Source organism: Mesorhizobium sp. B2-8-5, from assembly GCF_006440675.2.
GTDB lineage: Bacteria > Pseudomonadota > Alphaproteobacteria > Rhizobiales > Rhizobiaceae > Mesorhizobium.
The window spans coordinates 6,143,664-6,160,823 of sequence record NZ_CP083951.1; the positions used below are offsets into that span (position 1 = coordinate 6,143,664).

A 17,160-nucleotide genomic window follows, 5' to 3' on the forward strand; every position below is an offset into this window, starting at 1 on the left:
AACGATCCGCTTTTGCCAATCAAACCAGGCTGAAACGGCGATTTCTTGCGCATGCTTTGCAAGGCCGCAGCAGATTTTGCGGGAGCTTGTGCATGGCCGCCGCACGATTCGCCGTTTCTTTCAGGCCATTAACCATTGCAGCGCGCTTTGAACGGGAAAAGTCCGACGGCCGCCCCCGGTTTCTGTGCCATTTTTGCTACAGGCTTTGGCCCTAATGCCCGGAACCGTGCTTTTGAGAGGTGTCTAATCCATTATATGCTCACAACCTCGAAAAATCTGATAGATACTGGCCGAAAGCTCCGGTGGCAGGCTTGGGCAAATAAGCGCCAATAAAAAAATAACGGCGCGGGGATAGCACGGGGTAGAAATGACCAGGACGGGTAAAATTACCGTCGGCTGGCGGATAGCGCTTGCCATTACGGTGTCTATGCTGGCTTGTGGTAGCGCCAGCGCACTCACACTCAAAGAAGCCGTTGCCGTCGCTGTGGAATCCAATCCGGAGATTGGACAGGCGATCGAAAACCGCGAAGCGATCGAATTCGAGCTGCGGCAGGCCAAAGGCCTTTATCTTCCCAGCGTCGATCTGGAAGCATCGACCGGCGTTCGCCGCCTGGACAACGATACACGGCGAGCGCTCGACCAGGATCATGAAGCGCTTTATCCGAACGAGGCCGATCTCACGGTCTCGCAGACGCTTTATGACAGTGGCGCAAGGCGGGCCGAACTGAACCGCCAGGCCTCGCGGGTCGACGGCGCTTCCTTCAGGGTTCTGGAACGGTCCGAGTTCATCGGGCTCGCAGTCGTCCAGGACTATCTGGAATACATGCTGCAGGCTTCGATCGTGGCCGAAGCCAAGAAGAACCTTGGCTTCCATCAGTCCATCCTCGGCGACATCAAGCAAGGCATCGCGGGCGGCGCGCTCAACGACGCCGACCGGCAGCAGGCCGAGGAACGCCTTTATGCCGCCAAGGCGCGGATGCAGGAAGCGACCGAAGAACTCGAGGCAGCCAAGATCCGCTTCTTCAAGAATGTCGGCAAGCCGCTGACCAACGCGTCACGGCCGGCCGATGTCGCAGCTGCCCTGCCGCGGTCGCTGGACGATGCGATCGGGCTCGCCAGGCAGAACAATCCACGCGTCCATATGGCCAACAGCGACATCGATGCCGCCGCTTCGCTGGTCGACGCGGCGCGGGCGAAATACGGCCCGACAATCACCGCCGAAGGCGTCGCCCGGGGCGGGTATGACATCGACGGCGACAATGGCGACGCGAGCGACCTGCAGGCCCGGGTGGTGCTGCGCTGGAACCTCTATCGCGGCGGCATCGACAAGGCCAACGAACAGGAACAGATCCGCCGCACCAGCGAGCAGCGGCTTGCGATGCACCAGGTGCTGCGCGAGATCGAGGAAGCCGTGCGCACCTCGTGGGACCGCCGCTTCCGCCAGGCGGAACTGGCAAAGACGCTGCGGCAGCAGGCAGCCACCAATGAAAAGCTGGTCGCCTCCTATCGCGAGCAGTTCAAGGTCGGGCAGCGCTCGCTGCTCGATGTGCTCGATGCCCAGAACACGCGCTTCAACACCGCGACACTGGCCGACACGTCGTCCTACGCGTCGCTGTTTGCCCAGTACCGGCTGCTGGCCGCGACCGGCGAATTGCTGAAGACACTCAACATCCAGCCGGCCAAGCAGGCCGCGGCCTACGCCCGTGAGGAATTCGGTGTGCCGGCTACGGCCGATACCGAGACCTATGCGCGGACGCCGTCGGAGCAGAAGAACGATCTGCCGTTCGACATCCTCGCGCCGGTCAGGAAAAAGTAGCCGATGTAGCGTCGATCTTCGGTCCTTCGGGGCGGATCGTGAACCAGCAACCCAATATCCTGTCGCCCAAGGAGGCTTTCAAAGCCTGCTTCTGCGCTGTCGCTGCCTATCTCGGCAGGCCGAGCGCGGAAACCGTGCTGTTCGCCGGCGTGCCGATTTCGGAGACGCGCATCGAGCCCGACGAAATCCGCCACTTGGCCGAGCGCATCGGCCTGGAGGTCCAGGATTTCAGCCATCACGATTTCCTGCGTGGCCGCTTCGATCTTCCGGCCATCATCTTCCGCGTCAGCCAATTGCCGGTCGCCCTCCTGGCGGAAATGGAGGGCGGGCAATATCTGACGGCGCCGCAGGAAAACGGCCGCACCACGATCGCCAGGTCGGAACTCGCCGAAAGCTACATCAGCGGCGGCACATCCTTCTCGATCACCTATGCCAACCAGGCCGAGGAGATGACGGTCGGCACCGCGGCCCGGATCGAAAGGCGCCACTGGCTGACCGGCACCATGGGGTCGTTCTGGCGCACCTATTCAAAAGTGGTGCTGTCAGCGGTGTTCATCAACCTGCTGGCGATCGCCTCGCCGATCTTCACCATGAACGTCTACGACCGGATCCTGCCCAACAAGGCGATCTCGACGCTGTGGGTGCTGGCGCTCGGCATCGGCGCGGCGATCCTATTCGACCTGCTTCTGAAAACGGCCAGGGCGTCGCTGATCGACTATGCCGGCCGCAAGGCGGACCTGCGTATCTCCTATCTGCTGTTCGAGAAAGTGCTGAATTCCTCGCTTTCGGCGCGGCCCGGGTCGACGGGCGAATATGCAAACCGCGTCACCCAATACGAATTCGTGCGCGAGTTCTTCACCTCGAACACGGTCAGCGTCTTCATCGATACGATCTTCGTCTTCGTCTTCTTGGCTGTCATTTACGCCATCGGCGGCTGGCTGGTGATCATACCGGCGTTGGCCTTCGTCATCTCCGTCATCGTCGGGCTGATCACGCAGCGGCGAATCGGCAAGCGGGTCGCGGCCTCGATGAACGAGGCCTCGCAACGCCAGGCGCTGCTGGTCGAATCCATTTCGACGCTGGAAACGATCAAGTCGCTGCGCGCCGAAGCCTATCTGCTGCGCAAATGGGGCGAGCACTCGAAGAACGCGGCCAACACGTCGGAGAAGATCAAGGAGCTCTCGGCGGCGGCGGGCAACATCACCGGCGCCATTCAGCAATTCGTGACGGTCGCCCTGGTGGTTGGCGGCGCCTATGCGTTCTCGGAAGGCCATGTCTCGACAGGCGCCATCATCGGCACCGTCATGCTGGCCGGCCGCGCCGTGGCGCCGCTTGGCCAGATCGCCATCACGCTTGCCCGGTTCCGCCAGGCCATGCTGTCGCTCAGGATCATCAACACGATCATGTCGCAGCCAGAGGACCGCCCCGATACGGTCGGTTTCGTCAATCGGCCGATCCGCAGCGGGGCGCTGGTCTTCAAGAATGTCGGCTTTGCCTATCCGGGCACGGAAAACGAGGTTCTGAGCGGGCTCAACATCGCGGTCAGGCCCGGCGAGCGGGTCGGCATCATCGGCCGCATCGGTTCCGGCAAGACCACGATGGGCCGGCTGATCGGCCGGCTTTTCCTGCCGACGTCGGGGGAATTGCTGCTCGACGGCATCGACATCCGCCAATACCACCCCTCGGAGGTCCGCGCCGCGGTCGGCATCGTCGCTCAGGCCGGCGACCTGTTTTCGGGAACCATCAAGGAGAACCTCTTGATGGCGGCGCCGGAAGCCACCGACGAGGAGATCATCGATGCGGCGAAGGCCGCCGGCGTCGACGACTTCGTCTCGCGGCATCCGCGCGGCTACGACATGAATGTCGGCGAGCGGGGCACCAGTCTCTCGGGCGGACAAAGGCAGGCGGTGGCAATCGCGCGACTGCTTTTGACCAAGCCGAAGATCGTCTTCCTCGACGAGCCATCGGGTTCGATGGATCTCGCTTCCGAACGGCAGTTGATCAAGCAGCTCAAGGTGGCGTTCGACCGCAGCACGACGCTGATCGTGTCGACCCATCGCTACAGCATGCTGGAACTTGCCGACCGCCTCATCGTCATCGACCAGGGCCGCGTCGTCGCCGACGGGCCGAAGGAACAAGTCATCCAGGCATTGCAGAAGGCAAATGCCTGACCGGAACGCATGGACATGCTAGCAAGGGAAGACCGGCCACCCCTATTCGCCTCGGCGTCCGTCTACATCGTCGGAGCGCTGTTCGTGTGTTTCACGGCCTGGGCGTCATTCGCCGAGGTGGATGAGATCGCACGCGGCGACGGCAAGGTGATACCCGCTTCGAAGACGCAGATCATTCAGGCCAGCGAAGCCGGCGTCGTGCAGGAGATCGCCGTCCAGATCGGCCAGACCGTCAAGAAGAACGACCTCATCATCCGTCTCGACAATTCGGGCAACACGTCGAGCCTTGGCGAAGAGAAGGCCAAGGCGCGGGCGCTGCAGGCGCGCATCGCCAGGCTGCAGTTCGAGCAGAGCGGCAGTGTCGAAGGGTCGTTTCCCTGCCCTGTGGAAATCCAGAAGGTCGCGCCGGAGATCTGCGACAACGAGCAAAAGCTGCTCGTCGCGCGCCGCGACAATTTCGAGGTCAAGCTGTCGGTTCTCAAATCGCGCCTCGACCAGCGCGAGAAGGAACTCGACGAGGCCACCGCCAACGCCGACCGCCTATCCAAGAGCCTTGCCGTCACTGACCAGGAAGCGGCGCTGGTCGAACCCATGGTCAAGAAAGGCCTGATGGCCAAGACCGAACAGATCCGCGTCGAGCGGGAACAGACCGACCTTCACGGGCAGTTGACCCTGGCCGGCGAGACCATCAAGAAGACCAAGTCGGCTATCACCGAGGCGCAGCTTCAGGTGAACGAATTGGGCCTGCAATTGCAGCAGGAGGCGTTGAGCGACCTGACGCAGGCGCTCGCCGATCTTTCCGTGGTCGACGAAACCATCCGCGGCGCCACCGACAAGGTGGCGCGCACCGACATCCGCTCACCGGTCGACGGCATCGTCAACACGCTCGACGTCAACACGCTCGGCGCCTTCGTGCAGCCAGGCGCGGTCGTGGCCGGCATCGTGCCGACATCCGAAACGCTGCTGGTCGAGGCCAGGGTTTCGCCGCGTGACGTCGCCTTCATCCAGCCGAATCAGGAGGCGCTGATCAAGGTCACGGCCTATGATTTCTCGATCTTCGGCGGCATCGAGGGCAAGGTCTCCAACATCACTGCCGACAGCCTCGTCGACCAGAAGACGGGCGAGCCCTACTACCAGGTGCGGGTCGCCACCGAGAAGTCGACGCTGACAAGGAACGGCAAGACCTATTCGATCATCCCCGGTATGATCTGCTCGGTCGACATCAAGACCGGACGCAAGACGATCCTCAACTATCTTTTGAAGCCCATCAACAAGGCGCGTCAGGAGGCAATGAGTGAGCGATAGCGCCATCCATCCGGACACTTCGCGCGAACGGCTGCTGCCGGCGCTCGCGGCCGAGGATTTCGGCCCGGAATTCCGCGTCGTGGCGCGCGGCGGCGTGCGTCGCGGCATCCGGCTGGAGCGCGCCTTCTGGGTGTCGCTGAAGCAGATGGCCGAAAGCCGAAAATGCACGATCGGCATGCTGGTCGAGGAGATCGCCGAACACCATCCCGACCAGGGCAATCTCACCTCGGCGATCCGTGTCGCCTGCATGCGCGGCCTCGCCGAGGAAAGCATGGAATTGCGCAAGCTCGCTTCGATCCGCACGATCAACGCAATCCTGATCGCCTGCCCCTCGCCCGCCTTCGCGCTGTCTTCGTCGAAGAAGATCCTGGCCTTCAACACGCCGTTCCAGCAACTGGTCAGGCGTCAGTTGCCGAGCGCGCCCGGCGAGGACGGGCGCCAGGACCTGAAGCTGGCGCTCGACCTCAACGTTCCCGACATCTTCGCCCGCCTCGACGCCAATGGCGAAACGCCGGTCACCAGCGGCTTCGTCATCGGCGCGGGCGAGCGCCGCTATCGCGGCCAGCTCAGCGCCGTGCGCGCGCCTGTCACCGAGCCGGAACTGCTGATGGCTTTCGTCTACAACGGGTAGGACAATTCCAGGAACAAAGGCGCGTCGCGGCTTCCCTGGCGGGATCGAGCGGTTCTGCGTCCTGGTGGAACGTCGACCGCTACAGTCTACTGCCTCAGGCTCGAAGCCGCCGATGGTTCCGGCGAGCCTTCACCGGGCGCCACCGTCGCGAAGCCGCCTGCGATGTCGGCGATCTGCGCGCCGGACTTCGACCCGTGGATCCAGGCGCGATCCGTGCTGAACGAATAGAGCGGAACATAATCGGGCAGATCGCTGTCACGAAGAACGGCGTTGCCGAGGCTGTCGAGGATGAAGGCGCCGCTTCCCGTGCTTACCGACAGGACGGCGTGGAAGAACTTGCGGCGGCGATCCTGGAGCACCACGAGCGACATGCTCTGCGCCGGGATGCCGGCCCTGAGCAGCGCCGCCATCTTGAGTATGGCGAAATCCTCGCAATCGCCGGCGCCATGTTCGAGGATTTCCGAAGGCTTCGCCCAATAGTCGAGCTTGCCGTAGACGACGCTGTCCTTGCGATAGGCGATCAGGCGGTTGATGCTGCTGTTGACGAAAGCGAGCTTCTCGCGAAAACCCTTGTCGGCGGCAATGTTGATGATCTCGGCGAAAGCCGGGCTCTCGCGGTCGCAGACGCTGCCGGCGGTGCAATCGACGATGGCCTTGTAGACGGGAGTCCAGCGCGCCGCGACCGGAAAGTTGCGCATCGACAAAGCGACGGAGCCGAAGACGCCGGGGATGATCGCGGCGGTCTGGATCGGGTCGATGCCGGGATCGGCCTCGGCGCTCGAGCGCGCTTCAACCGCGTAAGCCGCTGCCGGCGCGTAGCCTGCCGAAACCTCCGCGATCCGGTAAGCGGTGGCCGCCCGCCAAGGCAGCGGCCGGGCCAGCGAAACACCGCCGAGGCTCGCCGGCGCAAGCACCTTTTGCAGGACCGGATCCGGGCCCGGATTCGCGCCGGCGGACGATGGATTTGCCAAACCGGCAAGGCCGATCGCCAGCAAGAGAACCTTGATCCCCGTCGGGGCTGCTTTTTGTATTTTCATAACGCCCACCTTTGACTGTGGACGCTACCAATCTTGTCTCAAATTATCGGAAAGGAAGGTAGGTAAATTTCCGCGAATCACTCTATTCTGTTTTGCGTCAAATTTTATTCAAATTTATACTTTCATTTACCAAGACGGAGGCGCGCGGCGCGGTCAATCCCGCCTTCCTTAAGATCATGCATATCCAGATATATCATCGCGATTTACCAAGTGTAAAAAATGCGATTCTCTACATATTCGAGTATATGAAATAGATTGAATGTCTGTTGCAAAGTCCAGGCCTGACATGTCTCTTTCCGGGAAATGCCGGAGGGGCTTTAGCTATGACAACCAATATCGAATTCGACGCCGTTTCAAATTCCTGGGACGAGCACACGAGTGCTGGTGAAAATCATATTTCCACGGGTGTCCAGGTCGCGCAGGCGACCACCGGCCAGGCTGCAAGCGAGCCGGTACCGGTCGATGTCGGCAGCGGCGCGCCGGCGCAGGGCACGGCCAATACGCCAGCCGCGAACCAGCCGGCAGCCGATGCCAAGGCCCCTGCTTCCAACGCTCCCGCAACGGCGGCAAATGCAGCGGCAGGGAATATCCCGCATGAATATCACGTCGAGGCCGGCAACATCGTAAAGCTTCCGGCCAGCGTGTCGATCGACAACATCAAAGTCGACGGACATGATCTCGTCCTCACGCAGCCCGACGGATCCGAGATCGTCATCAAGGACGCCGCACTGAACGTGCCGACCTTCATCCTCGGCGACGTCGAGGTGCCGCGCGTGGCCCTGATCGCCGCGCTCGAGGCAAGCCATGTCGATGTCGCCTTCGGCGCCGACGGCTCGATCTCGGCTGGCGGCAACGGCTCGCCGGGCAGCGCGGGCGGAAATTTCGAACATCCCGCAGGTGGGATCGGCGACGGCTTCGGCCTGACGTCGCTGCTGCCGCCGACGGACCTGGCGTTCGGCCAGCCTGAACATCGCGAGCTGTTCCCGGGATTGCTGCCGGACTCGACGCCGGCGATCCTCGACCTGACGCCATCGACCAGCGGCGGCGACACCACCGTCAACGAGAAGGGCCTGCCGGCAAGCTCAGGGTCGGAAGGCTCGGGCGAGGCGCAGGATCCCGCCGCCAACACCGACCAGTCCGAGATCAACAGCGGCAACTTCACAATCACCTCGCCCGACGGCATCGGCTCGGTGAACATCAACGGCACGAATATCTCAGGCGCCGAGCTTGCCAACAGCGCGTCGACGCCGATCAACATCACCACGCCGCTCGGCAAGCTGACCATCAACGGCTACGACGCCGCCACCGGCCAAGTGAGCTACACCTACACGCTGGAGCATAGCGCGCAGCATCCGGACGGCGCCGGTACCAATTCCACCTTCGACAACTTTACGGTGACAGTCACCGACAGTGACGGTGACGTCTCGCTCCCCGGCACGCTTTCGGTGCAGATCGTCGATGACGTGCCGACTGCCCATAATGATGTGGCTACGCAGGCAGCCGAGAACGCACCGGTGACGGTGGACGTGTTCGCCAACGACGTGCCCGGCGCGGACGGCGTCAACATCGCCGACCCGACGAAGGTGAGCCTGGTGGCGAACTCGCTGACGGGCTCCGGCACGGTCACCTATCACAATGACGGCACCTTCACCTACACGCCGGCCGCCGGCGAACAGGGCACGGTGACGTTCCAGTACCAGATCGTCGATGGCGACGGCGACCCGTCGGTGGCGACGGTGACGATCAATCTGAAGCCGGATTCGACGCCCACCATCGATGTGACGCCGCAGAATCCCGATGCGAACGGCCACAGCGCGGCGAGCGAGGCCGGCCTTCCGCCGCATGATGGCCTGCCTGCGGGTTCGGGCGAAATCGCCGACAACGACGCCAACAACAACAGCGACACCAGCGAGACCACGACCGGCGCGCTGGCTATCACCACCGGCGGCGACACGATCGGCCACCTCTACGTGACCGACAAGGACAACACCCAGATCGAGGTGACCAACGCAGCCGGTGGCATTCTGGTGCACGGCCAGTATGGCGACCTGACCATCACCGGCACGCCGGCGACCGGCTACACCTATTCCTACACGCTGCTGGATAGCACCCCGGGCAACGGCACGCATGACGACTTTGCCGTCAAGGTGGTCGATTCCGACGGCGACCCCGCTTCCACGACGCTCACCATCGACATCGTCAATGACGTGCCGACGGCCAAGGCCGACACGGACGCGGCGCAGTCGGGCGAGACGGTGACCGGCAATGTCGAGACAGGGACAAGCACCCATGGTCTCGGCGCGGCCGACACGGCGGGCGCGGACGGCATCGCGTCGATCACCTGGACGAACGCGGTGACCAATGCCGGCGTGACGACGGTGACGGGCACCCATGGCGTGCTGACGGTCTTCGCCAATGGCGAATACAGCTATCAGGCCAACCCGAACACGCCCACCGGCACTGACGTCTTCAACTACACGATTACCGACGGCGACGGCGATACCTCGCCGGCGACGCTGACGATCGAGGTGACCGGCAGCCAGCCGCGTGTGGTGGCGGAGGTTGCGGCGGTCAACGAGGCGGGCATCGATACGACGCCGCCGGTCGGCGACCTCGGCCCCGGGACGGTGGACGGCTCGCATGCCGGCGACGGCTCGGAGACCACCACCGGTACGCTGACCTTCTCGGATCCCGACGGGGCGACCGTGACCGGTGTTCAGGCCGGCGATGTGGGCAGCGATGTGACCGGCAATGTCGGTACGAACATCAATGGCACGTACGGCATCCTGCACGTCAACGCGGATGGCACCTACACCTATACGTTGACGTCGCCGGAAGCGAATGTCCCGACGGGTAACGACGGCGCCAATGTGCAGCCCGGACAGGACGTGTTCACGTTCACGGTAACCGATGGGCTTGGCAACACGTCCACGTCGACCATCACGATCAATATCACGGACGACGTTCCCACGATCTCGAACGCGGTGGTCGGCAGCTCGGTGACGCTCGACGAGACCAGCAACGGCCCGACGACGGACGGCGTGCTGAACCCGGCGATCATGACGGCCACGAGCGCTGCGGCGATCGTGACGCTGACCTCGAACTACGGCGCCGACGGCGCCGGCTCGACGGGCTATGCGCTGTCGGTGACGAACGCGACCTCCGGACTTGCAACGGCGCAGGGCGACCATCCCATCACGCTGGTGCAGGTCGGCAACACGATCGAGGGCCAGTACAACGATGGCGGCACGCACACCGCCTTCACGGTGTCGATCGGCGCGGATGGCAAGCTGACGGTGGTGCAGAACGTCGCGCTCGAACACCTGATCGATGGCGGCCCGGCCGCCTACAACGACGCACTCAACCTTGACGGCAAGATCGCCGTGACGGCGACGGTGACGGACGCCGATGGCGACACCGCCTCCACCGGCGCCATCAACATCGGCGGCGCCGTCACCTTCCTCGACGACGGCCCCACGATCTCGAACGCGGTGGTCGGCAGCTCGGTGACGCTCGACGAGACCAGCAACGGCCCGACGACGGACGGCGTGCTGAACCCGGCGATCATGACGGCCACGAGCGCTGCGGCGATCGTGACGCTGACCTCGAACTACGGCGCCGACGGCGCCGGCTCGACGGGCTATGCGCTGTCGGTGACGAACGCGACCTCCGGACTTGCAACGGCGCAGGGCGACCATCCCATCACGCTGGTGCAGGTCGGCAACACGATCGAGGGCCAGTACAACGATGGCGGCACGCACACCGCCTTCACGGTGTCGATCGGCGCGGATGGCAAGCTGACGGTGGTGCAGAACGTCGCGCTCGAACACCTGATCGATGGCGGCCCGGCCGCCTACAACGACGCACTCAACCTTGACGGCAAGATCGCCGTGACGGCGACGGTGACGGACGCCGATGGCGACACCGCCTCCACCGGCGCCATCAACATCGGCGGCGCCGTCACCTTCCTCGACGACGGCCCCACGATCTCGAACGCGGTGGTCGGCAGCTCGGTGACGCTCGACGAGACCAGCAACGGCCCGACGACGGACGGCGTGCTGAACCCGGCGATCATGACGGCCACGAGCGCTGCGGCGATCGTGACGCTGACCTCGAACTACGGCGCCGACGGCGCCGGCTCGACGGGCTATGCGCTGTCGGTGACGAACGCGACCTCCGGACTTGCAACGGCGCAGGGCGACCATCCCATCACGCTGGTGCAGGTCGGCAACACGATCGAGGGCCAGTACAACGATGGCGGCACGCACACCGCCTTCACGGTGTCGATCGGCGCGGATGGCAAGCTGACGGTGGTGCAGAACGTCGCGCTCGAACACCTGATCGATGGCGGCCCGGCCGCCTACAACGACGCACTCAACCTTGACGGCAAGATCGCCGTGACGGCGACGGTGACGGACGCCGATGGCGACACCGCCTCCACCGGCGCCATCAACATCGGCGGCGCCGTCACCTTCCTCGACGACGGCCCCACGATCTCGAACGCGGTGGTCGGCAGCTCGGTGACGCTCGACGAGACCAGCAACGGCCCGACGACGGACGGCGTGCTGAACCCGGCGATCATGACGGCCACGAGCGCTGCGGCGATCGTGACGCTGACCTCGAACTACGGCGCCGACGGCGCCGGCTCGACGGGCTATGCGCTGTCGGTGACGAACGCGACCTCCGGACTTGCAACGGCGCAGGGCGACCATCCCATCACGCTGGTGCAGGTCGGCAACACGATCGAGGGCCAGTACAACGATGGCGGCACGCACACCGCCTTCACGGTGTCGATCGGCGCGGATGGCAAGCTGACGGTGGTGCAGAACGTCGCGCTCGAACACCTGATCGATGGCGGCCCGGCCGCCTACAACGACGCACTCAACCTTGACGGCAAGATCGCCGTGACGGCGACGGTGACGGACGCCGATGGCGACACCGCCTCCACCGGCGCCATCAACATCGGCGGCGCCGTCACCTTCCTCGACGACGGCCCCACGATCTCGAACGCGGTGGTCGGCAGCTCGGTGACGCTCGACGAGACCAGCAACGGCCCGACGACGGACGGCGTGCTGAACCCGGCGATCATGACGGCCACGAGCGCTGCGGCGATCGTGACGCTGACCTCGAACTACGGCGCCGACGGCGCCGGCTCGACGGGCTATGCGCTGTCGGTGACGAACGCGACCTCCGGACTTGCAACGGCGCAGGGCGACCATCCCATCACGCTGGTGCAGGTCGGCAACACGATCGAGGGCCAGTACAACGATGGCGGCACGCACACCGCCTTCACGGTGTCGATCGGCGCGGATGGCAAGCTGACGGTGGTGCAGAACGTCGCGCTCGAACACCTGATCGATGGCGGCCCGGCCGCCTACAACGACGCACTCAACCTTGACGGCAAGATCGCCGTGACGGCGACGGTGACGGACGCCGATGGCGACACCGCCTCCACCGGCGCCATCAACATCGGCGGCGCCGTCACCTTCCTCGACGACGGCCCCACGATCTCGAACGCGGTGGTCGGCAGCTCGGTGACGCTCGACGAGACCAGCAACGGCCCGACGACGGACGGCGTGCTGAACCCGGCGATCATGACGGCCACGAGCGCTGCGGCGATCGTGACGCTGACCTCGAACTACGGCGCCGACGGCGCCGGCTCGACGGGCTATGCGCTGTCGGTGACGAACGCGACCTCCGGACTTGCAACGGCGCAGGGCGACCATCCCATCACGCTGGTGCAGGTCGGCAACACGATCGAGGGCCAGTACAACGATGGCGGCACGCACACCGCCTTCACGGTGTCGATCGGCGCGGATGGCAAGCTGACGGTGGTGCAGAACGTCGCGCTCGAACACCTGATCGATGGCGGCCCGGCCGCCTACAACGACGCACTCAACCTTGACGGCAAGATCGCCGTGACGGCGACGGTGACGGACGCCGATGGCGACACCGCCTCCACCGGCGCCATCAACATCGGCGGCGCCGTCACCTTCCTCGACGACGGCCCCACGATCTCGAACGCGGTGGTCGGCAGCTCGGTGACGCTCGACGAGACCAGCAACGGCCCGACGACGGACGGCGTGCTGAACCCGGCGATCATGACGGCCACGAGCGCTGCGGCGATCGTGACGCTGACCTCGAACTACGGCGCCGACGGCGCCGGCTCGACGGGCTATGCGCTGTCGGTGACGAACGCGACCTCCGGACTTGCAACGGCGCAGGGCGACCATCCCATCACGCTGGTGCAGGTCGGCAACACGATCGAGGGCCAGTACAACGATGGCGGCACGCACACCGCCTTCACGGTGTCGATCGGCGCGGATGGCAAGCTGACGGTGGTGCAGAACGTCGCGCTCGAACACCTGATCGATGGCGGCCCGGCCGCCTACAACGACGCACTCAACCTTGACGGCAAGATCGCCGTGACGGCGACGGTGACGGACGCCGATGGCGACACCGCCTCCACCGGCGCCATCAACATCGGCGGCGCCGTCACCTTCCTCGACGACGGCCCCACGATCTCGAACGCGGTGGTCGGCAGCTCGGTGACGCTCGACGAGACCAGCAACGGCCCGACGACGGACGGCGTGCTGAACCCGGCGATCATGACGGCCACGAGCGCTGCGGCGATCGTGACGCTGACCTCGAACTACGGCGCCGACGGCGCCGGCTCGACGGGCTATGCGCTGTCGGTGACGAACGCGACCTCCGGACTTGCAACGGCGCAGGGCGACCATCCCATCACGCTGGTGCAGGTCGGCAACACGATCGAGGGCCAGTACAACGATGGCGGCACGCACACCGCCTTCACGGTGTCGATCGGCGCGGATGGCAAGCTGACGGTGGTGCAGAACGTCGCGCTCGAACACCTGATCGATGGCGGCCCGGCCGCCTACAACGACGCACTCAACCTTGACGGCAAGATCGCCGTGACGGCGACGGTGACGGACGCCGATGGCGACACCGCCTCCACCGGCGCCATCAACATCGGCGGCGCCGTCACCTTCCTCGACGACGGCCCGACAGCAGTCGCGCCTGACTATGCCGTGTTGGCGAACGGTGCAGGTCATTCGGCCACGTTTGCCCTCGACGCAGACCACATGCTGACCAACAACTACGGGGCGGACGGCGCCGGCACGGCGATTTTCGCGGCGTCTCTCGATGGCGCGGACAGCGGCCTGACTTCGGGCGGCGCCCACATCATCTACGACGTGTCCGCGGACGGTCATACCCTGTATGGAAATGCCAACGGGGTGGCGGTGTTCACGGTCTCGCTCGACGCCCAGAACGCCAACTATACTGTGGCCATGAACGGAACGGTCGACAGCCTGACGCAGGTGACTTTCTCCAACGGCTCGTATGATTTCGACGGCGGCAACGGCGCCTGGGCCGGCTTCGTACCCACCGGTCAGAAGAACTCCGGCACCCCGGTCGACGATAATTCGCAGGACGTGCTTTTCACGCCTTTCGGCACCGGCACGACCATCAACGGCAACGCGAACTCCTTCGGTGTCGGCGGTGGCGCCGGCGGGCAGAACATCGGCGCGGGCGAAGGCATCCGGGTCGACTTCGTCCAGGATTTGACCGGCAACACGATGGGATCCGGCGGCTATGGCGTCGTCGCCAACCGCGACCACGTGTTCGACAATCACTATACCGCCAACGGCGCCACCTTCACCTTTGGCGACGGAAACACCAACACCGTGCTTCAAATCACGGCCAAGGACGACAACGCCACGACGGGTACCGACAACAACAAGGTCGTTGGGGACGGTGCACTCGATTCGGTCACGTCGGTCGCGATCGCGTATGACGGGCAGACGCAGATCGTCGATTTCGCGACCATCGGCACCAACGCAACGACATACACGGTTGGCAGTCCGGGTGGGCTGACGGACAGAACCTACACGGTTCACTTCGTCGATGTGGATCCCACCGCCGCAGTTCATTATGCCGCTCAGATAACAGGTATAATGGACGACCATGTTTCCGTCTCAACGTTCACGGCCGACGGCTACAACAGCCTGGAATTGTTGAACACGAGCGGCGACGACTTCGCCATCACCGGGTTCGGCGCAGCCGTTCAGAGCACCAACCCCGTCAACTTCAATCTGCCGATCCAGATCGTGGACGCGGACGGTGACCTGGCGACAAGTCTGATCGGCGTGACGCTGAGCGGGAACCCGATTGCGGATCACTCGGCGGACGCCGCCGGCGCTTCGCATATCTACACGTCGACGGCGGCGGCGCCCGATATCATCGGGTCTGCTTTCGACGACACCATCACCGGCAACGATGTCGGGAACATGCTGTATGGCGGAGGCGGAGTCGACAATTTGAGTGGAGCGGGCGGCAACGACACGCTAGTCGGCGGCGCCGGCAACGATACGCTCAATGGCGGGGCCGGCAACGACCTGCTCGTCGGCGGTGCTGGGCAGGACACGCTGACGGGCGGCACCGGCGCCGACACGTTCAGGCTCGACCACCTCGACATCAAGGATCTCATCACCGACTACAAGGGTGCCGAAGGCGACAAGATCGACCTATCGTCGCTGTTCGAGACCGCGCCGGGAGGCAACATCGCCGACTACGTGCACTATGACGCCGGCACGAAGACGCTGAGCGTCGACACCAACGGCGCGGCCGGCGGCGCAACTTTCGTGGACGTGGCGCAACTGACGAACACGCCTGCCGCCGGCACGATCAACATTCTCTATGACGACTCGAACCATCAACAGCATACGGCCACGATTTAGCACTTATGCGTGGCCACGCTTCCATGCTAAGCATTAGCAACGCTTGAATTCGCAATTCGAAGAGGGGCTTACATGAGACATTCCGTAAGATTTCTGGCTTCGGCCGCGGCGCTGCTGCTGGCTGGGTCGACGGGGTTCACCGCCGACATCATCGGCGAGCCGGCGGTGAATTATTGCCGCACCGTCGGCACATCGGACCTGGTGCTGACCGACAACATGGTCGAGCTCAAGGACCATGTGGTGAAGCTGATGGACGAATCGGTCGCCGTCGCCAAGAGCCCGGAATGGATCAACTCGTCGCGTCCCGCCTTCGTCTGGGCTTCGGAAGCCAAGGTCGCCTGCGGCATGGCCTATGGCTACCTCAAGACGAACTACAAGGACGAAGACACGCTCAACAAATGCGAGTGCTTCCACGACCGCATGGTCGAATACATGCATTGAGCTGACGGGCAAGCGGACGCCGGCTGGCTGCGATGGCGGCTGACGGAAAGCCCGTCAAGGCGATCGCGCTGGATCGTTTCATCGTTTCACGGAAACGGCGAAACGATCTATCTCCTTGTTTTGACGCAATTCCGAACGGAAAACCGCTACGCACTTTTCCTGGAATTGCTTTAGCGGTCGCCTTGCTTGGTCTCGGTCAAACATCTGTCCACGCCAACTGGCTGGAACGGCCGCAGCCGCCGGGGGCGCGGCCGGCGCACTGCGCTGCGCCGCCGGAGCGGACCCGCGAGACATTCAAGGCATTCGCGACCTGCCAGGCGTCGCTCTACGGCCTCGAGCCGGTGCTGGCGCATGCGGTGATGGAGATCGAAAGCGGCTTCGATCCTGGTGTGCGCGGCGCCGATGGCGAAGTCGGCCTGATGCAGGTCATGCCGGCAACGGCGCGGATGCTCGGCTTTCGCGGTTCGCTCGACGAGCTTGGCGAGCCCGCCACCAACATCGCGCTCGGCGTCAGATATCTGGCGCAGGCAAACAGGCTCTCCGCGGGCGATCTTTGCACCACCGTGATGAAATACCGGGCCGGACACGGGGAAACCCGCTTCTCGGTCCGCTCGGTCAACTACTGCCGGCGCGCACGCGCGATCCTGGCGCGGGAAGGCCTCGATGTGGCCGGGCCGCTGCCGGTGGCGACGATCGGATTCTCCGACGTCTCGACGATCGGCTTCTCCGACGCTTCCATGGACGGCGCGGTCACCGGCCAGGAGAAACGCGTCTGCGTGCGCCGATCGTTCGTGCCCGGGCCGCGCTACATGAGATGCGCCGAATATCGCAGCCCGGCGCAAGCAAGGGCGATACAGGCGCTGAGAGCGCGGCTCTTCGATGGCTAAACCATGACGCAAGAATCACGGGACGGCCAAGCAAGCAAGACGGTAAGGTCGGTTGAAGACAGACCGGGGCAAATACCTGGCGGCACATGGATGGAAGCATCATGAAACTTGAG

General features: G+C 64.2%; 8 protein-coding genes. 7 read left to right on the forward strand and 1 reads right to left on the reverse strand.

Annotated features, from left to right (window positions below; genetic code table 11):
• The first annotated feature begins 427 nt into the window (after window positions 1-427).
• Genes FJ430_RS30155 through FJ430_RS30170 form a run of 4 tightly spaced genes read left to right on the forward strand, consistent with a single transcriptional unit; the run spans window position 428 to window position 5,923 of the window.
• On the forward strand, window positions 428-1,816 hold the full coding sequence (locus FJ430_RS30155) for a TolC family protein (RefSeq protein ID WP_226892264.1): 1,389 nt from the start codon (window positions 428-430) through the stop codon (window positions 1,814-1,816).
• Between the two features lie 38 nt (window positions 1,817-1,854).
• A complete protein-coding gene (locus tag FJ430_RS30160) occupies window positions 1,855-3,987 on the forward strand; it encodes a type I secretion system permease/ATPase (RefSeq protein WP_140710020.1) in 2,133 nt (710 codons plus the stop codon).
• A gap of 15 nt (window positions 3,988-4,002) precedes the next feature.
• Window positions 4,003-5,292 carry an HlyD family type I secretion periplasmic adaptor subunit gene (locus FJ430_RS30165; RefSeq protein ID WP_140710022.1) on the forward strand — a complete coding sequence of 430 codons (1,290 nt, stop codon included), beginning with the start codon at window positions 4,003-4,005 and terminating at the stop codon, window positions 5,290-5,292.
• Window positions 5,282-5,923: a ribbon-helix-helix domain-containing protein gene (locus FJ430_RS30170; RefSeq protein WP_140710024.1), complete on the forward strand. Its 642-nt coding sequence runs from the start codon at window positions 5,282-5,284 to the stop codon at window positions 5,921-5,923. The genes FJ430_RS30165 and FJ430_RS30170 overlap by 11 nt, the downstream gene beginning before the upstream one ends.
• An 86-nt stretch (window positions 5,924-6,009) precedes the next feature.
• On the opposite strand, the gene FJ430_RS30175 is transcribed toward FJ430_RS30170, so the two are convergent.
• Complete coding sequence (locus FJ430_RS30175; protein WP_140710026.1) at window positions 6,010-6,960, reverse strand: transglutaminase-like cysteine peptidase; 951 nt, start codon at window positions 6,958-6,960, stop codon at window positions 6,010-6,012.
• Between the two features lie 323 nt (window positions 6,961-7,283).
• Between FJ430_RS30175 and FJ430_RS30180 the strand changes: the two genes are divergently transcribed.
• The 3 genes from FJ430_RS30180 to FJ430_RS30190 all read left to right on the forward strand — a co-directional run bounded on the left by FJ430_RS30180 (window position 7,284) and on the right by FJ430_RS30190 (window position 17,047).
• On the forward strand, window positions 7,284-15,719 hold the full coding sequence (locus tag FJ430_RS30180; protein ID WP_226891982.1) for a DUF5801 repeats-in-toxin domain-containing protein: 8,436 nt from the start codon (window positions 7,284-7,286) through the stop codon (window positions 15,717-15,719).
• A 72-nt stretch (window positions 15,720-15,791) separates the two neighbouring features.
• On the forward strand, window positions 15,792-16,160 hold the full coding sequence (locus tag FJ430_RS30185) for a hypothetical protein (RefSeq protein WP_140706010.1): 369 nt from the start codon (window positions 15,792-15,794) through the stop codon (window positions 16,158-16,160).
• A gap of 182 nt (window positions 16,161-16,342) precedes the next feature.
• A complete protein-coding gene (locus tag FJ430_RS30190; protein WP_181175390.1) occupies window positions 16,343-17,047 on the forward strand; it encodes a lytic transglycosylase domain-containing protein in 705 nt (234 codons plus the stop codon).
• The last annotated feature ends 113 nt before the right edge of the window (window positions 17,048-17,160 follow it).